Source organism: Catenulispora sp. GP43, assembly GCF_041260665.1.
Classification (GTDB): domain Bacteria; phylum Actinomycetota; class Actinomycetes; order Streptomycetales; family Catenulisporaceae; genus Catenulispora.
This window is the reverse complement of record NZ_JBGCCT010000003.1, coordinates 553,979-573,170: the sequence shown is the minus strand read 5'-3', so window position 1 is coordinate 573,170 and position 19,192 is coordinate 553,979. Positions and strand designations below refer to the sequence as shown.

Below are 19,192 nucleotides of genomic sequence, written 5' to 3'. Positions count from 1 at the left end.
ACCCTCGGCTGTCGGCTCGCTATCTTGCAGCGTCTCGTCCATAGGCGGGACCGAGCCTACCCGATCGGACTTTCGATGATTGACCACACCGCCGGACCCGAGGACTCCGGCGCTCAGGCGTTGATGGGCTCGCCGGGGCGGCGCGCCGCGATCAGGCCTCGGAACTCGCGGGTCGCGGCGACCGTCGCGTAGGGGTCCAGGCGCCGGTCGAAGTCGTGCAGCGCCTCCACCGCACGGGCCGAGCGCGCCCGGGCGGACAGCTTGACGGCCTCCGTCGCCGCCGCGCAGCCGGCCTCCACCTCCCCGCCCTGCACCCGGGCCGAGGCAAGGGTGAACAGGTTCAGCACCCGGCGCCGGGTCTTGTCCGTGCCGAAACCGGCCAGCGCCGTCGCGGCCTGTTCGGCGGCCTGGCGCGGCTGGTCCAGATCGCGGTGGCAGGCGGCGGCCGCATCGGCTATGTAGTGGTGGTCGAAATACGAGGACCAGACCGGGGCGTCACCCCCGCTGCGCTCCAGTTCGTCGGTGGCCCGGCCCAGCGCCTGCTCGGCCGCGCGCCGGTCGCGCATCGCGGCGTGCCCGCGGGCCTCGGCGCAGAAGAACTCGGCGCGCACGTGCGAGGACGCCATGCCCCGGGCCCCCTCGTCGGCCGACCGCGCCAACTGCACGGTCTCGCGCGGCGCCCCGAGGGAGTTGGCCAGGTGACTCATCGCCGACAGGATGTGCCCGCCATGGGCCCGGTCGCCCGAGGCCTGGGACAGCCTCAAAGCCTGGATGTAGTACCGCTGCGCCAGACCCAGGCGGCCGGTGTCGCAGGCGAGGTAGCCGGCCAGTTCGGTGAGCGCGGCGGCGGCGCCGAACAGCTGGCGCCCGACCCGCTCGGGGTAGGTCCCGCGCAGCAGTTCGGCGACCACGCCGTCCAGGTAGCGCACGGCCAGCACCCGGACGTGTCCGCCGCCGAAGCGGTGGTCCAGCGTCCGGAAGGCATCGGTGGCGGCCCGCACGGCGGCCACGTCGGACATGCCGACGCGCAGCGGGGCGTGCCCGTTCTTGGCGGCGGCCATCCCCCGCGCCACCACCGGATCCTCCGGCATGATCAGCCAGTCCCGGCTCGGCCCGACCATCGCCGTGACCGCGAACGAGGCGGCCCGCAACTGCTCGCGTCCGGCGGCGTCGGCCCGCCACAACCCGGCCGCGACCGAGATCGCCTCCTGAGTGTCGGCGGCCAGTCCCAGGGCGAGCGAGGAACTCCCGTCCCGCTCGTCCACCATGCCGATCTCCTCGACGGTGACCGGCCGGCCGAGCTTGCGGCCCAGCGCCTCGGCGATCAGCGCCGGCGTGGTGGCCCGCGGCTGCTGTCCGCGCAGCCAGCGCGCCACCGAAGTCTTGTCATAACGCAGGTCCAGCCCCAGCTCGGCGCCCGCCAGATTGACCCTCCGGGCCAGCCCGGCGTTCGAGCAGCCGGCCTCGGCGATCAGCTCGGCGAGTCTGCGATTCGGCTCGCGCGGCCCTCGGTGCCCCTCCATACCCCCGGTGATACCCGCCCGGCAATCGGACTAATACAGATCTTTGAAGACCAATACAGGTCTTTGATGACCAATTACAGCGCCAGGCGACGAAATACCAGACCTCTTGCACATTCGGGCAATCAGGTGACATGCGCCCCGTAACCAGACTCCTGTCACTCGCGTTATGGGCACATGACTGTGCTGTCACTCCCCGAGGGCGACCTCGCCGAGCCCGGCCCCGCCCCGGCGGGCGCGGACCCGCTCGGGCTGAAGGCCGCCGCACTGGACTACATCGAGGAACGGCACTGGGACATCCTCCCGGGCGCGTCGGTCATGCGCGTGGACGGCGCCTGGCACTGCTCCTGCGGCAACGCCGCGTGCCCGGCCTTCGGCTCGCACCCGGCGCACCGCGACTGGAACAAGCAGATCACCGCTCAGCCCTCGCGAGTACACAGCTGGTGGGGGGAACACCCCGACGCGGCGATCCTGCTCCCCACCGGCCGCACCTTCGACGTCATCGACGTCCCGGAGCAGGCCGGCTGCCTGGCCCTGGCGCGCCTGGAGCGCAGCGGCGCGAACCTGGGGCCGGTCGCGGCCACCCCGACCAGGCGCCTGTACTTCTTCGTCCTACCCGGCACCAAGAAGAAGATCCCTGAGATGCTCATGCGCGCCGGCTGGGGCCGGGCCCAGCTGGACCTGATCTGCCACGGCGAGAAGGACTTCGTGGTGGCGCCGCCCTCGCGCATGGGCATCGGCGGCCAGGTGCAGTGGGCCCGCCCGCCGGGGGAGTCGACCCGGTGGCTGCCGGAGGCCGCGGAGCTGATCCCGACGCTGGCCTACGCGTGCGGACGCGAGCGGTACTGAGCACCAGAGGCGGGAACGAAGACGGATCACCAGTAACGGCGACGAAACGGCGGTCACCGATCGGTGACCGCCGTTCTCCATGTCCGCTCGAGCGCCTACTCGTTCGGCGGCAACCCCGCGGCCTTCTTCCGAAGGAACAGCACCAGCCCGGCGCCACCCACCACGAGCACCACCGCGATGATCGCGATCGGCATCAGCGACCCGCTCGCCCCGGTGTGCGCCAGCGATCCGGTCGCCTTCGCGTCCAGCGCCGCCGGGGAGGCCGTGACGGTGCTGCCGGCCTTCGAGGTCGGTGCCGCGGCGGTCGTGGTCGTCCCGGCGCCCGGGGCCGAACTCGACGACGACGCCTGCCCGGTCGGCGTCCCGCCGCCGGCCGCCGCCGCGCTCGGCGTCGTGCACGACGCCGACGCGAGCACGATCGCGCCGCTCACCTTGGCCAGCCCCAGCGCGTTCACGGTGACCCGCGCCTCGACGGCGGAGGACGCGCCCGCGTCGTTCACCGTGCTGGTCGGCGCGAGGTGCACGTCGATGTCCGCCACCCCGGGCAGGTTCAGCGCCACGTCGCCGGTCAGCGGAACCGGGATGTCCCGCCCCAGCAGGTTGATCGTGGTCGGCATCTTCGCCGACGCCACCGGCTTCTGGCCCGGCACGCACGTCGCCTGCGCGGACACCAGGTCCACCTTCAGGATCCCGTTGTCGGCGCTGGCGCCCGGCAGGGTCAGCAGCGGCAGGAACAGCCTGAGGTTCGCGACCGTCGCGTAGGCCTGCGCGTAGCCGCCGGGGCCGTTGATGACCCGCGCGGTCCCGGACACCGCGTCGGCCTTGATCAGGTCCGCCTCCGGGCCCGGGAGGTGCAGGGTGGCGATCAGGTCGTCGCGCAGCCGGATCACGGAGTTGGTGAAGTTCGCCGAGTCGCCGCTGGCGTTCGGCGCGTCGGCCTCGCCCAGCGACAGGTTGGCCAGCGGGACGTCCAGGCCGTCGGGCCCGGTGAGGTGCAGTCCGCCGAGCAGGCCCTGGAGCAGTTGCACGTCCAGGTCGACCTGGCCGGCCACCGCCTTGGCGGTCCCGGTCGTGGCGTTCTGGCCGGTGCCGGAGGCAGCAGCGGCGGGCAGCGCGCCGAACGCGGTCACGGCCAGAGCCGCCGCGGAGGCGAGGAACAGGGAGGCGCGGCGCCGACGCCGGAGGGAGGAAGGCATCGAGCCGCCTAAGTCGGCATCCGGAGCGGATATCGAAGACATCGTGGCGAACCCCCAAGACGTGTGGACAGCCTCGCCATTCTTGCTCACCCTGGGCGGTCTGACTATCACAAAGCGTGGATTCACCCACACAGGGTATCCGACCCCGAATTTCCCCATTAGGGCCGAGAAGGCCTCAGGCGGCGCGCACCGTGACGAACACGTGGCCGGCCAGATCCAGGTCCAGTTCGGCGGTCTCGCCGACCGAACCCAGCAGCACACCGCCGGGCGAGACCGTCGCGCGGACCGTCTGGCCCGGCTGCACGCCGGCCCGGCGCAGGCGCAGCATCAGCTCCGGGTCGTTCTGCAGCGGCTCGCCGAGCCGGCGCACCACCAGGTTCTGCGCCGCGGCCGAGCGCGCGCCGCGCTCCACGACGTCGCGCAGGTTGGCCACGTCGGCGTCCAGGAACGCCTCGCCCTCGCCGACGGTGTCGTCGAGCTCGGCCAGGCCCGGGATGGGGTTGCCGTAGGGCGACTCGGTCGGGTGGTCCAGCAGCTCCAGCAGGCGCCGCTCCACCGCCTCGCTCATCACGTGCTCCCAGCGGCAGGCCTCGACGTGGACGTCCTCCCACGCCAGCCCGATCACGTCGGTCAGCAGCCGCTCGGCCAGCCGGTGCTTGCGCATCACGCGGGTGGCCTGCTCGCGGCCGGCGCCGGTGAGCTCCAGGTGCCGGTCGCCCTCGACGGTCAGGAGCCCGTCGCGCTCCATGCGGGCCACGGTCTGGCTGACGGTCGGGCCGCTCTGCCCCAGCCGCTCGGCGATCCGGGCGCGCAGCGGGACGATGCCCTCCTCCACGAGCTCGTAGATGGTCCGCAGGTACATCTCGGTGGTGTCGATGAGGTCGCTGCTCACGTTCTCCAGTCCCTTCCCGCGGGCCGCACGGCCGCCGTACATGGTGCCTAGCCGCCGGTCTTCCCAGCCGGTACGCGCAGCGGTGCTCCATTGTTGCGTATTCCGCCGACAAGCATCGGCACCTCGCCCGCTTTCAAGACACCCGGGGCCGGTACCTCACCCCAGCAGCGCCTCCGCCCGCTCGGTCCGCAGATGCAGCACCGCCCGGCCGTCCCGCCGAGTGGCCACCAGACCGGCTCCGCGCAGCACCCCGAGGTGCTGCGAGACCGCTCCGGCGGTCACGCCCAGCCGCCCGGCCAGCTCCCCGGTGGTGCCCGGCTCGGCGAGCTGGACCAGCAGCTCGGCCCGGGTCCGGCCGAGGAGCGCGGCCAGCGCGTCCGGCGCGGGGCGCCTGGTCTCCCAGACCGTCGCCACGGCCCGCGCCGGATAGTGCAGCAGGCCGGAGGTGACCGGCTTGGTGTTCACACAGACGTCGGGCCAGCCGAGCACGCTCGGCGAGAGCACCAGCGAGCGTCCTTCGAGGACGACTTCCTTAGCTGCCAACGGCCACACGGCCTCGCTGATTCCCGGGCCGTGCATCCGCAGTTCCCCGTCCGACCAGCGGACATCCTGGTGCAGGTCGTCGAAGACCGCGGCCACGCCGCCGTCGGCCAGCACCCGGGCCCGGTAGGCGATGTCGGCCTCCAGCACCCCGAGCATCCGCGGCCAGTGCGGGGCGACGAGCACGTCGAACACCTGCCGAAGGACGTCGGCGAGCCGGGCCAGACCGGCCGGCGGGTCGTCGTAGAACTCCTGCTGGAAGCGGTCGCTCGGCGCGCCGTTGTTGTCGAAGAAGCGCCGGACCCGCTCGGGATCGGCGCCGCGGATGGTCTCCAGCTCTTCGTCCAGGCCGGGCATGTGGACGTCCGGCGGCGGGACCAGGACGCCGGGCCGGACGGTCCGCTCGGCGAACCCGGACAGCATCTCCGTCCCGGGGACCTGGGCCAGCAACGGCCGCGCCCAGCGCACCCACGGCAGGTGGACGGCGTGCCGGCCCGGAGCGTGCAGGACGTACACGGCCTGGACGGCCTCGTAGACCGGCGAGATGGCGAAGCGGACGCGGGCCATCTCGGTGCCGGCGATCGGTATGCGGATCGGTCTCGGCATCGGCGCACCCCCCGGGATTTAGCGAGCGGTAAATCGTAGCTCCGGGGCGGGCCGATCTTCGAACCTGTGCCCATGACTGAATCCGCGGCCATGACCATCGTCTCTCTGCATTCCGACTCCCCCCGCTCCGACTCCGCGGACTCCCCCGCGCCGGTCCGCCGCCGGGATCCGCGCCCCGGCGGACTCGGCCGCGACTGGCACGTGCTGTTCACCGCCAGTGCCGTCTCCGTGCTCGGCGACGGCGCGTTCGTCGCCGCGCTGCCGCTGCTCGCCGCCGGGTACACCAGGGATCCCCGGTTGATATCCGGGCTCACCGTGGCCGGGACACTGCCCTGGCTCGTGTTCTCGTTGCAGGCCGGGGCGATCGCCGACCGCTCGGAGAGCCGGCGGTTGTCCGTCCGGGCGCAGGGCTGGCAGCTGCTGTGCGTGCTGGCCGTCGGGCTGCTGGCCATGGACCGCGGCGCCGGCTGGGGGCTCGCGGCGCTCTACGTGCTCGCCTTCGGTCTGGGCATGGCCGCCGCGCTGGCCAAGAGCGCTTCGCAGCCCCTGATGACGTCTGTGGTCCCGCGCGACCGGCTGATCTCGGCGAACGGGCAGCTGTACACCGCGCAGTCGGTGGCCAAGGACTTCGTGGGGCCGGCGCTCGGCGCGGCGCTGTTCGCGCTGACCCCGACGCTGCCGTTCTGGGCCGACGCCGTGACGTTCGCGGTGTCGATGCTGCTGATCGCGCGCCTGCCGCGGACCGGGGCGCCGGCCGCCGCGCCGGGGCGACAGCGGCGGGCCCTGCGCGCCGACGTGAAGGAGGGCCTGACCTGGCTGGCGCATCACCGGCTGCTGCGCACCACGACGATGCTGTCGGCGGCGGCGAACTTCGGCTCGACGATGGGGGCCGCGACGCTGGTGCTCTACGTGGGGACCCACCGTTACGGCGTGCTGCTGAGCATCGCCGCGATCGGCGGCATCGTCGGCGGGCTGGTCAGCCGGGCCGCGGTGGCCCGGCTCGGCGGACGCGTGGTGGCGCGCCTGTGCTCCTCGGTGACCCCGTTGGCGGGCATAGGGATCGGCTTGTTCGGACCGAACCTGTTCGTCGTCGGCGTGCTGCTCGGGGTCGGGAGCATGAGCGCTTCGCTGTGGAACGTGGCGGTGGTGACGCAGCGGCAGCGGCTGGTGCCGCCGCAGCTGCTGGGCCGGGTGTCGAGCGCCGGGATCATGGTGATGTGGGGGATGCAGCCGCTGGGCGCGCTGGCCGGCGGGCTGATCGCGGCGTGGTTCGGGCTGGCGGCGCCGTGGCTGGTCGGGGGCGGGCTGCGGATCGTCGCCTCGGTGCTGGCGATCCGGCCGCTGCGGGAGTGGCAGGACTGAAGGGGGTCCGCCCGGACCCCCTTCTCAGCGGAGCATCGACCGGCCGACTTCCGCGACGTGGGAGGCGAGTTCGAGGTCCACACCGAGCCACTCGTCCTCGGAGACCGTCACCGCCGCGCGGCGGGGCGGCCGCCCCTTGAGCAGCCGGATGCGGAGGTAGTCCGCGGGGTGCGAGGCGTCGATCTGCGTGCCGCGGTACTCCGACAGCCGCGCCGCGCGAATGTACTCGTGCTCCGGGACTGTCTTGATGTAGTCCTGCAGCCCGATCCACATCTCCATCGCGTCCTCGGGGGTCGGGTTGTTGCGCGCGGTCCGGCGTCCGAACCTGACGCGGGTCACGTACGTCTCCACCGAGAGGCGCGCGCTCAGCTTGCGCATCAAGCTGAGCGCGGCCGTGCTGGACGCCGTCTGCGCGGCGATGTCGTCGGCGAGGAACTCGGCCCGCAGCGCGACATGGACCTGGAGCCAGCCGTAGAACATCTGGAGTCCGGTCACCGCCAGGTAGAAGGGGAGCAGGACCACGGGCATCAGGACCTGCGCGAGTCCTTCCGCACCGGGTATCGCCCGGCCGCCGCGCCTCGGATAGAGCAGTGCCCGCCACTGATAGAGGCTGTTGTGCGCGGTGGCGACCAGGACGCCCTGCGTGGTGTCGCCGTTGACCTGGTGGCCGAGTTCGTGGCCGAGCAGGGCCAGCCGCTCGTCGCCGTCGAGGATCTGCCACAGCGGGGCGCCGAGGATCAGCACCGGCTCGTGGCGGATGCCCCGCCGGCCGGTACCGGCGTTGAAGCGGGCGTCGAGCTTGACGTACTTGGGCGTCGGAGCGCCGGTCGCCGCACTGATCCGGTCCAGGATCGCGAACAGCTGCGGCACTTTCTCGCGCCGCAGCCACTCGGTGCCGGGACGTTTCGCGAGCCGGGGCCGCAGCGCCCAGACCACGCCGAACCCGAGGAAGGCCAGGAGATACAGCAGCCAGTTGCCGCTGAACAGCGCGGCCACCGCTCCGAAGAACACCAGGAGGGTGATCGCGTGGACCGTGAGACCGAACACCACCGCCGCCGACCGCGCCAGGCTTCCGGGACGCAGCTCGCCGGTCTGGACCAGACGCTCCTCAAGCGCCTCCCCCCGTTGCCTCGCCTTCTCACGCTTGCGTCGGACCCGCTTCTTCTGACCCGCCACCTTCTGCTGTTCATCCTTCGCGACGAGGTCGTGGTCGTTCGGGATGCACCAGGGCGCGAATCTGGCGTCGAACTCCCCCGCCCACCCGCACTGCGGACAGGTGAACTGAACAGTTCGCGGCGTTTCTGTCAGTGCCACGGCGCAATAATGGACGCCTGTTAAGCCGGGCAACACCCATCGGAAATCAAGGAACGATAACGATGTCGCTGCCGATTCCGCGCGGGGTCTCGATCGACGCGCTGCGCACGGCCGCCCTGGCCTGCCAGGGATGCGAACTTCACCGGGCCCAGCCCGGCTCGTTGAGCGGACCGACGCAGACGGTCTTCTCCAAGGGGAACCCCGCCGCGCGGGTCGTGTTCGTGGGCGAACAACCCGGGGACATGGAGGACCGCGCGGGCCTGCCGTTCGTCGGACCCGCCGGGCAGCTGTTCGACCGCGCGATCGCCGAGGCGGGCATCGACCCGAAGCAGGCCTATGTCACCAACAGCGTGAAGCACTTCCGCTTCCTGCAGGACCGCGCGGGAGGCCGCCGCATCCACAAGACGCCGGAGACACCGCACATCGAGGCGTGCAAGCCGTGGCTGCGCGCGGAGCTGGCGATCGTGGACCCCGAGGTGATCGTGGCGCTGGGCGCCACCGCGGGGCGCGCCCTGATCGGCCCGCAGTTCCGGGTGACGCGCGAGCGCGGCAAGGTCCTGATGTGGCCGCCGTCCGGCGACTCCGGATTCGGTGCTGACCCCTCGCGGCGGCGCGCGGTGTCCTTCGTCGCGACCTCGCATCCGTCGGCGGTGCTGCGTGCGGACAATCAGGAGACCGCTTATAAGGAGATGGTGTCGGACCTGCTGTTGGTCGCGCGGCTGCTGGCTTGAGAGTGTGTATCCCATGCTGACCATCCCGCAACGGTTCAACGGTCCCCCGCACTCCGGCAACGGCGGCTATGTCTCCGGGATGCTCGCCCAGCTGGTGCTGGAGGAGTTCGGCCCCACGCCCGGAGCGAAGGTCGAGGTGACGCTGCGCAAACCGCCGCCGCTGGACAAGCCCCTCACGGTGCGCCAGCCGGCGGAGAGCGAGAGCTTGCAGCTGGTCGACGGCTCGACCGTGGTCGCGGCCGCCGAGCTGGTCGAGGCGGCCGGGGAGCTGATCGAGCCGGTCTCCCTCGAGGAGGCGGTCACCGCGGCCAAGGGCTATGCCGGGCTGAGCGGGCATCCGTTCCTGACCTGCTTCGTGTGCGGGCCGGACCACGAGACCGGGCTGCACGTCTTCCCGGGGCCGGTGCCGGGGCGCAAGGACGTGGTCGCGGCTCCGTGGACGCCCGCCGAGGACACGGTGGGGCCGGAGTTCGTCTGGGCCGCGCTGGACTGCCCGGGCGGCTGGTCGGCCGGCGACCTGCAGGGGCGTCCCATGGTGCTCGGGCGGATGAGCGTGGAGATGATCGACGACACCCCGCTCGTCCCCGGACAGCCCTGTGTGGTGCTGGGGAGACACCTGCGGACGGAGGGGCGCAAGACGTTCACCGTCTCGGCGCTCTACGGCCCTTCGGGGCAACCGGTGGCGAGCGCCGAGGCGGTGTGGATCGCGGTCGATCCGGCGAAGGTGAAGCCGGCCGACACGGACTGAGGCGCGCCGCCGGGGCCCGCGGACCTCAACGGCTCGGGCCCCGTCGCTGAGCCTCCACGGCGGGACTGTCGGGGCTGTCGGGGCCCGGCCGTCAGGGGCTCAGCCGCTCGATGCTCCAGCCCTCGGCGGCGTTCGCGGCGCGCTTGTACCGCAGCCGGTCGTGGAGCCGGTCGGGCCGGCCCTGCCAGAACTCGACCGTCTGCGGGCGCACCAGGAAGCCGCCCCAGAAGTCCGGCAGCGGCACCTCGCTGCCCTCCGGCCACTGTTCGGCCAGCTCGGCGGCCCGCTTGTCGAGCCATTCGCGGCCCGGGATCACCGCGGACTGCTCACTGGCCCAGGCGCCGATCTGCGAGCCGTGCGGGCGGGTGGCGAAGTACTCCGCGTCGGACTCGCGGTCCAGCTTCTCCGCCGTCCCGATCACGATCACCTGCCGATGCAGCGTGTACCAGGGGAACAACAGCGAGCAACGAGGGTTCGCCGCGAGCTCCCCGGCCTTGCGGGAGCCGAGGTTGGTGTAGAAGATGAATCCGGTTTCGCCGAACCCCTTCAACAGCACTGACCTGCTGGAGGGCTGGCCGTCGCGGTCAGTGGTAGAGACCACCATGGCATTCGGTTCGGGCAGCGAAGCCCGGACGGCGTCTTCCAGCCACCCGGCGAATTGGAGGTGGGGTGCAGCAGCCGCGTCCTGTTCACGCAGCGTTCCGATGCCGTATTCCCGGCGGAGCGCGGCGAGCGCTTCAGAGTCCACGGGCCCACGGTAACGCGTGTGACATTCCAGACACAGCACTGCCCCCGGTGCAGAGCACCCTGTGTGGCGAGTCACTATAGGAGAGACGCACTAATCACGACACCACCGTGTCGTCACGTTGGCGCCGGGTAAGGCGACACCGTGGCAAGCCAGCTGGCCGCATCGAGCCACAGCACGTTGAGCGGCACACAAGGAAACAGAGGGAGTACACATGTCCGACTTCGTACCGGGCCTTGAGGGCGTCATCGCCTTCGAGTCCGAAATCGCCGAACCCGACAAGGAAGGCGGCGCTCTCCGGTACCGCGGAGTCGACATCGAAGACCTCGTCGGGCGCGTGACGTTCGGCAACGTGTGGGGCCTTCTGGTGGACGGCAAGTTCAACCCGGGTCTGCCTCCGGCGGAGCCGTACCCGGTGCCGGTGCATTCCGGCGATGTGCGCGTCGACGTGCAGTCCGCGCTCGCCATGCTGGCCCCGGTCTGGGGTCTGCAGCCGCTGCTGGACACGTCGGACGAGAAAGCCCGCGAGGACCTCGCGCGGGCCGCCGTCATGGCGCTGTCCTTCGTCGCCCAGTCCGCGCGCTCGATCGAGCACCCGGGCCAGGCCATGGTGCCGCAGAGCGAGGTCGACAAGGCCGAGACCATCGTCGAGCGCTTCATGATCCGCTGGCGCGGTGAGCCGGACCCCAAGCACGTCCAGGCCATCGACGCGTACTGGACCTCGGCGGCCGAGCACGGCATGAACGCCTCGACCTTCACCGCCCGCGTCATCGCCTCCACCGGCGCCGACGCCGCGGCCGCGCTGTCCGGCGCGGTCGGCGCGATGTCCGGCCCGCTGCACGGCGGCGCCCCGGCCCGCGTGCTGCACATGGTCGAGGCCGTCGAGGAGATCGGCGACGCGCGCAAGTACGTCAAGAGCGTCCTGGACAAGGGCGAGCGCCTGATGGGCTTCGGCCACCGCGTGTACCGCGCCCAGGACCCGCGGGCCCGCGTCCTGCGCCGCACCGCCAAGGAGCTGGACGCGCCCCGCTACGAGGTAGCCCTGGCCCTGGAGGAGGCCGCGCTGGCCGAGCTGCACGAGCGCCGCCCGGACCGGGTGCTGGAGACCAACGTCGAGTTCTGGGCCGCCGTGGTCCTGGACTTCGCGCAGGTCCCGGCGAACATGTTCACCTCGCTGTTCACCTGCGCCCGCACCGCCGGGTGGAGCGCGCACATCCTGGAGCAGAAGAAGACCGGCCGCCTGATCCGGCCGTCCTCCCGCTACGTCGGCCCCGGCCCGCGCAAGCCGGAGACCGTCGAGGGCTTCGAGACGATGGTGCCGCCGAGCGGCTTCCACACGTACAAGGGCTGAGCGTCCCGGACGCGGTGGCGCGATGACGCGCTGATGAAAGGGTTCCCCCGTTCGGGGGAGCCCTTTTCGGCTGTCCGGGGGAAGTCCTGCAACCGATCCGGGGCGGCGGGACTCATGTGTCCCGGCCGACGGTCGTGGGAGGGGAACGCATGGGAGACCAGGCTCGGATCGAGGAGTTCACCGAGTACGCGGTGGCACGGCAGAACCATCTGCTGCGCACCGCCTACCTCCTGTGCGGCGACTGGCACGGCGCGCAGGACCTGACGCAGACCGCGCTGCTCAACCTGTGCAAGGCGTGGAACCGCGCCAGGCGTGCGGACTCCGTCGACGCTTACGCGCAGAAGACCCTCATCAACGCGTTCCTGCACAGCCGGCGCAAGCTGCGGCGCGAACGCGAGGTGCACACGGCGGCGCTGTCCGGCGCCGACCGCCTGGCCTCCGGCGTCCACCACGACCCCGACCGGCCGGAGACCCGGCTGGCCCTGCTGGCCGCCCTCGACGAGCTCCCGGCGCGGGCCCGGGCGGTGGTGGTGCTGCGGTACTGGGAGGACCTCAGCGTCGATGCCACGGCCGCCGCGCTCGGCTGCTCGACCGGCAACGTCAAGAGCCAGTCCTCGCGGGCCCTGGCCAGGCTCCGGGTACTGCTCGGCGACGAGTTCTCAGCCTACGGATCGCGTACCGGCGCGGAAGGGAATGCTCTGACATGACGACAGACGAACGCTCCGACGGCGGGGTCCACGGCCTGCTGGCCACCGCCTTCGACGACGGTGTGCCGGTGCTGAACCTGGTGCCGGGCGCGGTCGAGGGCTACCGGCGGCACCGGCGGCGGGCCCGCGTCCTGGGGACCGTCGGCGGTGCGCTGGCGCTGGCCGGCGTCGTGGTGGCGGGGACGGCGTCGGGGGCCGGGAGCGGGCACCGGAGCCAGAACACGGCCGTCGAGCCCGGGGGCAGCGCCGTGTCGCCGAGGACCGCCGCGAGGTGCACCGGCACCTACCAGCTCATCGGAGGCGCCACAGCCGACCAGTACAGCACCGGCCAGCAGGGGCTGACCGCGGTGTGCGAACAGGACCTCACCACGCTCCAGCAGCTGACCGGGGACCCCGATCTCGGCCCGCTCGCCGAGTCCTACCCCTCCTCGGGCCCGAGCTCCGAGCCCACCGCCGAGATGACCCCGCAGATCGGCGGTTCGGGTGCGGTCCTCCAGCCCGGCGACTACCTCGGCCAGTCCTACCGCGGCGGCTACCACGTCTCCATCGAGGTCTACAACAAGACGCCCTCGCTCGGAGAGAACTGCACCAGCACCTCGTGCCCGCCGAACCTGAGACTGGCCGACGGCCGTCCCGCGACCAAGCTGACCGGGCCGCTGCGCGACTCCTTCGTCGTGATCCACTACGACGCCGCCCACGCCGTCGTGGTCCGTGCCGGCCTGGAGGATCGGAACAGTGAGGATCCGCTCCCGTTCGACTTCGACAAGCTGATCGCGAGCCCCGCCCTGGCCCGGCTGATCAGCTACGACGTCCGCACACTGGACCTGCTCACGCACCCTTCCTGAGCCGCGCCGCGTCTCGTTTCACGGAATGAAGCCCGGATCCCGGACACATCCCCGTTACGATACGAACAGGCCTTGGCCAACGACGCCCTGGGCCACCCGACTTCTCCCCAGATCCTGTATCGACAACGCTCGGAGAACCGCGTGGCTGACATCACCATCCCTGAGAACCTGCTCCCCGCCGACGGCCGGTTCGGCTGCGGCCCGTCGAAGGTGCGGCCCGAGGCCGTCGCCAAGCTCGCCACCGAGGGCGCCGAGATCCTCGGCACCTCGCACCGCCAGGCTCCGGTGAAGAACCTGGTCGGCCGGGTGCGCGAGGGCGTCGGCGAGCTGTTCGGACTGCCGGAGGGCTACCAGGTGGTGCTCGGCAACGGCGGCTCCACCGCGTTCTGGGACATCGCCGCGTTCGGCCTGGTGCGGGCCAAGTCGCAGCACCTGAGCTTCGGTGAGTTCTCCTCGAAGTTCGCCGGGTCGGTGAAGGCCGCGCCGTGGCTGGACGAGCCCTCGATCGTGAAGTCCGAGCCCGGGACCCACCCGGTGGCCGTGGCCGAGGCCGGCGTCGACGTCTACGCGCTGACCCACAACGAGACCTCGACCGGCGTGGCCATGCCCATCGCCCGGCCGGCCGGGGCCGACGACGGCGCGCTGGTGCTGGTGGACGCCACGTCCGGGGCCGGCGGGCTGCCGGTGGACATCACCGAGACCGACGTCTACTACTTCGCCCCGCAGAAGTGCTTCGCCTCCGACGGCGGCCTGTGGATCGGCGTCTTCTCGCCGGCCGCCCTGGAACGCGCCGCGGAGATCGCCGGGACCGACCGCTACATCCCGCCGTTCTTCAGCCTGCCGACGGCGATCGACAACTCCTCGAAGAACCAGACCTACAACACCCCGTCGGTGGCGACGCTGTTCCTGATGGCCGAGCAGCTGGACTGGCTGAACGGCAACGGCGGGCTGGCCTGGGCCACCGCGCGGACCGCCGACAGCTCCTCGCGGCTGTACGCCTGGGCCGAGCGCACGGAGTACACCACGCCGTTCGTGGCCGACCCGGCGCAGCGCTCGCAGGTGGTCGGCACCGTCGACCTGGCCGAGGGAATCAGCGCGGACAAGGTCTCGGCGGCGCTGCGGGAGAACGGGATCGTCGACACCGACGCCTACCGCAAGCTCGGCCGGAACCAGCTGCGGATCGCGATGTTCCCGGCGGTCGAGCCCGACGACATCGACAAGCTGACGGCCAGCATCGACTACGTCGTGGAACGCCTGGGCTGAGCGGGCTCGGCCGGCTCGGCCGGCTCGGTTGCTCTGATCGGCGCCGTCAGCGCAGGGCGGCGGCGATCACCACGACGGCGAGGATCGCCACCAGGACGAAGCTGACGACCCTGGAGCGGGTACGTGTGTTCACCGCTCCAGGGTAATGCGGATCGTTCAGCGTCCGGTCAGCGGCCAGTGCGCGACGCGTTCGTAGCGTTTGTAGGGGCCGGCCCCGTTGGCGCCGTTGGCCCCGTTCCCGGCCGGGGCCGCGTGGGCCGCGCTCTCCCCGCCGGCCTCGGCGACCGTGAACAGCTCGACCTCGCCGGCCAGCCAGCCCGGCGAGCGGAAGGTCCGTAAGCGGTCCACGATCGGCGCCAGGTCCAGCGGCCCGGTCTGGTCGTCGTGCGTGACACCGCGCGGCACGCCGTTGACCCGGGCCAGCGTCAGGTGCGGCCGGTAGGGACGGTCCTCCACCCGGATGTGGCACCGGCGCGCCGCGGCCCCGGCGGCCTCGGCCAGCCGCCCCAGCCGGTCGCACTGGCCCTGCACGCCGAACCACAGCGCCCGCGGCCCGAACCGCCCGGCGCCGGCCAGCGACAGCTCCATCGGCGTGGTGCGCGCCGCGACCCGTCCCAGCCGGTCGGCCAGGTCGGCGGCCTTCTCCTCGGACACCTCGCCGTAGAAGGCGACCGTGATGTGCCAGGTCTCCGGCCGGGTCCAGCGCAGCAGGGCGTTGACTCCGGGGGTGTTGCCCCGCTTCAGCGCGTCGACCGCAGCCCGCACCTCCAGCAGGACCGCACGGGGTGGCGTGATCGCCACGAACAAGCGCATGCGTCTCCTTGAGGTTCCCCCAGCACGCCTGCACCGCACACGGACGCCCGCACTGCTCAGCGTGCTTCACACCTTGTGAGAGCACCCACAATACGGCGTGTGACCGGCGAGTTGTCGATACGCGACACATGCATTTCTCGGCCATGTCACGCCGCGACCCGCCGGTCACACGCCGTCGGTCGCCTCGATCGCCTCGGTCACCGCGATCACCGCGATCACCCCTTCGCCGGCTCCCTCAGGCCGCCAGCCGCTCGGCCAGCCGCGGCGGCGTGTGCGCCAGGACCCGCTCCCGCACCGACATGCCCTTCACCCGGGCCAGCGCGTAGGCCGCTATCACCGCGGCGACCAGCGATATCACCCCGCCGCCGCCGACCGCGTAGCGCGCCCCGAAGTGCTGGCCGACCCAGCCGACCAGCGGCGAGCCGACCGGCGTGCCGCCGAGGAAGACCACCATGTAGACGCTCATCACGCGGCCGCGCATCTCCGGCTCGACACCGGTCTGCATGGTGGCGTTGGCCGCGGTGGTGACCATGATGGTCATGACCCCGACCGGCAGCAGCAGCGCGCCGTAGAGCACCGGGTTCGGCATCAGCGAGACCACGGTCGCGGCCAGCCCGAAGCCGCAGGCGGACAGCAGCACCAGCGCCACCCCGACCCGGCGCTTGCGCGCGGTGACCAGCGCACCGGACAGCGCGCCGAGCGCGAGCATGATGTTCAGCAGGCCGAACACGCCCTTGCCCAGGTGGAAGGTCTGGGTGGCCATCAGGGTGCTGGTGAGCTGGAAGTTCAGCCCGAAGGTGGCCAGGAAGAACATGCAGGCCAGCACGGCCACCAGGTCCGGGCGGGTGCGCAGGTAGCTGAAGGCCTCGCGGTACTGGCCCTTGGCGCGCACGATCGGGACCGGCGCGTGCAGCTCCTCGCGGCGGATCAGGGCCAGCGCGGTGATGATCGCCAGCGTGGTGAGCGCGTTGGTGATGAACACCCAGCCCACGTCCATGACCGCGAGCGCCAGGCTGGCCAGCGCCGGGCCGAGCATCCGCGCCAGGTTGAAGGTGGCGGCGTTCAGCGAGACCGCGTTCGGCAGGTCCTCGGGCCCGACCAGCTCGATCACGAAGGACTGGCGCGCGGGGTTGTCGAAGGCGGTGACCGTGCCGCCGATCAGCGCGATGACGTACACCTGCCACAGCTGCACCGCGTTGGAGACCACCAGCAGGCCCAGCACCAGCGCGCACAGCCCGGTCAGGGCCGCGGTGAGCATCAGCAGGCGGTTCTTGCGGTAGCGGTCGGCCAGCGCGCCGCCCCACAGGCTGAATATCAGGGCCGGTCCGAACTGCAGCGCGGTGACGATGCCCAGGTCGGTCCCGGAGCCGGTGAGCGAGACGACGAGCCAGTCCTGCGCGATGCGCTGCATCCAGATGCCGGTGTTCGACACCACCATGCCGCTGGCGAAAAGACGGTAGTTGCGGATCGACAGCGAGGAGAAGGTGGCTGACTTCACGGCTGGGCAGGCCCCCCAAGGGTGCTTCGGTGCCCCGGGGCCCGACCGCCTCGGGTGCGAAAGTTAGCCTACCTCAGTATCGAGTTTTTGTAACCCCCATTACCGGGGGTGCGGGCATTACCCGCAGTCCGGCGTCAGGACCGTGTCATCTGGTGGTGAACGTCCTGGTTTCCTCGGGGAAACCGTCCGCATCGAGGTGGACACCGCCTGTGACCTCGGCGATCAGCGCGGCACCGGCCCGAGCCGGGTGCCCGGCCGGCGCGCCGGCCGGGCGCGGAAGCGCAGGACGCGGCAGATAGGCGAGGTATCACAGAACTCGTAGATACAGCGCGGCCAGGCTTCGTCGGCACGGCCCCGCAGCGCGTGCGGCAGCCGGGTCCCCGGCCCCGCCGGACGCACCCGCACCTCCAGCAGATCGCGGTGCCGCAGGATGTAGCCGCCGGCGCCGCGAACCACCTCGCGGGTCAGCTCCGGGACGATCGGCCGCAGGATCTCGCGCAGCACGATCCACGGCAGCATCTCGTGGCCGAAGACGGCATGGTCGGCGTCACCCGGCAGCGGCGCGTCCTGGTGCGGGGCGTGGACGGGGCCGCCGGGCAGGCGCGCCACACCGCGCAGCCGCTTGGCCAGCCCGCGCACCAGGTGCCAGGCCTCGGCCTCGGCGCCGGCCGGCAGGCCCTGCGGGTAGCGCAGGCGCAGCAGGTCCGCGTGCCGGCTGTCGCCGATCTTGGTGCGGGCACGCCGCGCCTCGGCCACGTAGGCCAGGCCGAGCGAGGCCGCCGGGCCGGTGGCCGGCAGGCCCGCGTCGGCGCGGAGCATGGGGGTCAGGCGCAGGGGGCCGTGCCAGCGGATGTCGTCGGCCAGGGGCGTGGGCGCGGGCGGCGCGGGGGCGTCCGCGGGGCGATCGACGGAGGCGTCCACGGGGCCGTCCACGGGGTGGTCCGCCGGCCGCCAGCCCGGATGCCACGTCGCGATCAGCCCCGCGACCGTGCCGGGAGCCTGGAGCGCGGACAGCAGGAGCACCGGGTTGTCCCGGAGCAGGCGGTCCGGGCGGGGGACGGCCTGGTCCGCCGGGCGGGCGAAAGGCCAACGAGCTGACAGGGCGACCACATCGTCACTGTGTCAGCAGGCGGGCTCCGGTATTCGCGTCCGGGCGCAGATTCACTCGGTCGGCGCGCCGGGCGGCGGTCGGCAGCGGTCGGCAGCGGTCGGCGCTGTAGCCGTATCAGTCGGCGAAGTCCCCGCCGTCAGCCTCGGCGAGCTTGTCGGCCTTGGCGATGTCCGTCCGATGGAAGTTCATGTAGCTCCGCGACGGCGTCGGCCCCCGCTGATTCTGGTACCGCGACTGGTTCACGGCCGACCCGTACGGATTGTCGGCGGCCGACGACAGCTTGAAGAAGCACAACTGCCCGATCTTCATACCGGGCCACAGCTTGATCGGCAGCGTCGCGACATTGGAGAGCTCCAACGTGACGTGCCCGGAGAACCCGGGGTCGATGAACCCGGCGGTGGAATGCGTCAGCAGCCCCAACCGCCCCAGACTCGACTTCCCCTCAAGCCGCGCGGCGAGATCCTGCGGAAGCGTCACGACCTCATACGTCGAGGCCAACACGAACTCCCCGGGGTGCAGGATGAACGGCTCATCCCCATCCGGCTCCACCAACCGCGTCAGCTCAGGCTGCTCCTGCGCCGGATCGATGAACGGATACCGGTGGTTCTCGAACACCCGGAAGAAGCGATCCAGCCGCACATCCACACTGGAGGGCTGCACCATCGCGGGCTCGAACGGGTCTAGAACGACCCGCTGAGCATCGATTTCCGCCCGAATGTCCTTATCTGAGAGCAACACGCACCCAACGCTACCGTGCCGCGAACACGCCCCGCCCCGCGGCCTCCCGCCCAACCTCCGTGACGCGATCCCGAGCGATCAGGTACAGTTGGCGCTCATACGGCGGCCCGCCGGGCGGATCCCGCCGGTGGGTGCCTGTGCGGGCGTAGTTTAATGGTAGAACATGAGCTTCCCAAGCTCAGAGCGCGAGTTCGATTCTCGTCGCCCGCTCACTCGAGGAGAGCCCAGGTAGACCGGATTCCGGTACCTGGGCTCTCAGTGTTTTTAGACACCCTGTCACGCTTCGCGAAGTTCGCCCTCCCGTTATTTGCCATTCCGTGATCCGGTGCCCCCTGTCGCAACCCCTTGTTCATCGTCAGAATC

General features: G+C 71.6%; 18 protein-coding genes and 1 tRNA gene. 9 read left to right on the top strand and 10 right to left on the bottom strand.

Annotation, left to right across the window (positions count from 1 at the left end; all coding sequences use genetic code 11):
- Nucleotides 1-113: 113 nt before the first annotated feature.
- Nucleotides 114-1,523 carry a transcriptional regulator gene (locus ABH926_RS09920; protein WP_370365106.1) on the bottom strand — a complete coding sequence of 470 codons (1,410 nt, stop codon included), beginning with the start codon at nt 1,521-1,523 and terminating at the stop codon, nt 114-116.
- A 174-nt stretch (nt 1,524-1,697) separates the two neighbouring features.
- On the opposite strand from ABH926_RS09920, the gene ABH926_RS09915 reads away from it, so the two are divergent.
- Complete coding sequence (locus ABH926_RS09915; RefSeq protein ID WP_370365105.1) at nt 1,698-2,369, top strand: bifunctional DNA primase/polymerase; 672 nt, start codon at nt 1,698-1,700, stop codon at nt 2,367-2,369.
- A 95-nt stretch (nt 2,370-2,464) separates the two neighbouring features.
- On the opposite strand, the gene ABH926_RS09910 is transcribed toward ABH926_RS09915, so the two are convergent.
- The 3 genes from ABH926_RS09910 to ABH926_RS09900 all read right to left on the bottom strand — a co-directional run bounded on the left by ABH926_RS09910 (nt 2,465) and on the right by ABH926_RS09900 (nt 5,603).
- Nucleotides 2,465-3,565 (bottom strand): LPXTG cell wall anchor domain-containing protein, encoded by a 1,101-nt coding sequence (locus ABH926_RS09910; protein ID WP_370365104.1) that lies wholly within the window; start codon nt 3,563-3,565, stop codon nt 2,465-2,467.
- Between the two features lie 175 nt (nt 3,566-3,740).
- The gene (locus ABH926_RS09905) at nt 3,741-4,499 is read right to left on the bottom strand and encodes a metal-dependent transcriptional regulator (protein ID WP_370365103.1); all 759 of its coding nucleotides are present in this window, start codon (nt 4,497-4,499) and stop codon (nt 3,741-3,743) included.
- A gap of 114 nt (nt 4,500-4,613) precedes the next feature.
- Nucleotides 4,614-5,603: a DUF5937 family protein gene (locus tag ABH926_RS09900; RefSeq protein ID WP_370365102.1), complete on the bottom strand. Its 990-nt coding sequence runs from the start codon at nt 5,601-5,603 to the stop codon at nt 4,614-4,616.
- 72 nt (nt 5,604-5,675) lie between these two features.
- On the opposite strand from ABH926_RS09900, the gene ABH926_RS09895 reads away from it, so the two are divergent.
- Nucleotides 5,676-6,965 carry an MFS transporter gene (locus tag ABH926_RS09895; RefSeq protein ID WP_370365101.1) on the top strand — a complete coding sequence of 430 codons (1,290 nt, stop codon included), beginning with the start codon at nt 5,676-5,678 and terminating at the stop codon, nt 6,963-6,965.
- Between the two features lie 24 nt (nt 6,966-6,989).
- Here ABH926_RS09895 and ABH926_RS09890 read toward each other — a convergent pair whose 3' ends face one another.
- The gene (locus ABH926_RS09890) at nt 6,990-8,279 is read right to left on the bottom strand and encodes a M48 family metallopeptidase (protein WP_370365100.1); all 1,290 of its coding nucleotides are present in this window, start codon (nt 8,277-8,279) and stop codon (nt 6,990-6,992) included.
- A 62-nt stretch (nt 8,280-8,341) separates the two neighbouring features.
- Here ABH926_RS09890 and ABH926_RS09885 point away from each other — a divergent pair, with 62 nt between their 5' ends.
- Together ABH926_RS09885 and ABH926_RS09880 are read left to right on the top strand one after the other, a co-directional pair.
- Complete coding sequence (locus ABH926_RS09885) at nt 8,342-9,010, top strand: UdgX family uracil-DNA binding protein (RefSeq protein WP_370365099.1); 669 nt, start codon at nt 8,342-8,344, stop codon at nt 9,008-9,010.
- A 13-nt stretch (nt 9,011-9,023) separates the two neighbouring features.
- Nucleotides 9,024-9,758 (top strand): hypothetical protein, encoded by a 735-nt coding sequence (locus tag ABH926_RS09880; protein ID WP_370365098.1) that lies wholly within the window; start codon nt 9,024-9,026, stop codon nt 9,756-9,758.
- 91 nt (nt 9,759-9,849) lie between these two features.
- Here the strand turns inward: ABH926_RS09880 and pdxH are convergent, their stop codons facing one another.
- Complete coding sequence (gene pdxH / locus ABH926_RS09875) at nt 9,850-10,506, bottom strand: pyridoxamine 5'-phosphate oxidase (protein ID WP_370365097.1); 657 nt, start codon at nt 10,504-10,506, stop codon at nt 9,850-9,852.
- A gap of 211 nt (nt 10,507-10,717) precedes the next feature.
- Between pdxH and ABH926_RS09870 the strand changes: the two genes are divergently transcribed.
- The 4 genes from ABH926_RS09870 to serC all read left to right on the top strand — a co-directional run bounded on the left by ABH926_RS09870 (nt 10,718) and on the right by serC (nt 14,669).
- Nucleotides 10,718-11,854: a citrate synthase 2 gene (locus ABH926_RS09870; RefSeq protein WP_370365096.1), complete on the top strand. Its 1,137-nt coding sequence runs from the start codon at nt 10,718-10,720 to the stop codon at nt 11,852-11,854.
- Between the two features lie 149 nt (nt 11,855-12,003).
- Entirely contained in the window at nt 12,004-12,561 is a 558-nt protein-coding gene (locus ABH926_RS09865; protein WP_370365095.1) for a SigE family RNA polymerase sigma factor, read from the top strand.
- The gene (locus ABH926_RS09860; RefSeq protein ID WP_370365094.1) at nt 12,558-13,406 is read left to right on the top strand and encodes a hypothetical protein; all 849 of its coding nucleotides are present in this window, start codon (nt 12,558-12,560) and stop codon (nt 13,404-13,406) included. The genes ABH926_RS09865 and ABH926_RS09860 overlap by 4 nt, the downstream gene beginning before the upstream one ends.
- Before the next feature lie 141 nt (nt 13,407-13,547).
- On the top strand, nt 13,548-14,669 hold the full coding sequence (gene serC, locus ABH926_RS09855) for a phosphoserine transaminase (RefSeq protein WP_370365093.1): 1,122 nt from the start codon (nt 13,548-13,550) through the stop codon (nt 14,667-14,669).
- A gap of 156 nt (nt 14,670-14,825) precedes the next feature.
- Here the strand turns inward: serC and thpR are convergent, their stop codons facing one another.
- The 4 genes from thpR to dcd all read right to left on the bottom strand — a co-directional run bounded on the left by thpR (nt 14,826) and on the right by dcd (nt 18,829).
- The gene (thpR, locus tag ABH926_RS09850) at nt 14,826-15,482 is read right to left on the bottom strand and encodes an RNA 2',3'-cyclic phosphodiesterase (protein WP_370365092.1); all 657 of its coding nucleotides are present in this window, start codon (nt 15,480-15,482) and stop codon (nt 14,826-14,828) included.
- 235 nt (nt 15,483-15,717) lie between these two features.
- The gene (locus tag ABH926_RS09845; RefSeq protein ID WP_370365091.1) at nt 15,718-16,980 is read right to left on the bottom strand and encodes an MFS transporter; all 1,263 of its coding nucleotides are present in this window, start codon (nt 16,978-16,980) and stop codon (nt 15,718-15,720) included.
- A gap of 222 nt (nt 16,981-17,202) precedes the next feature.
- On the bottom strand, nt 17,203-18,090 hold the full coding sequence (locus ABH926_RS09840; RefSeq protein WP_370365090.1) for a hypothetical protein: 888 nt from the start codon (nt 18,088-18,090) through the stop codon (nt 17,203-17,205).
- A gap of 115 nt (nt 18,091-18,205) precedes the next feature.
- Nucleotides 18,206-18,829 (bottom strand): dCTP deaminase, encoded by a 624-nt coding sequence (gene dcd, locus ABH926_RS09835; protein WP_370365089.1) that lies wholly within the window; start codon nt 18,827-18,829, stop codon nt 18,206-18,208.
- Nucleotides 18,830-18,968: 139 nt separating this feature from the next.
- Between dcd and ABH926_RS09830 the strand changes: the two genes are divergently transcribed.
- A tRNA-Gly gene (locus ABH926_RS09830) sits at nt 18,969-19,039 on the top strand.
- The last annotated feature ends 153 nt before the right edge of the window (nt 19,040-19,192 follow it).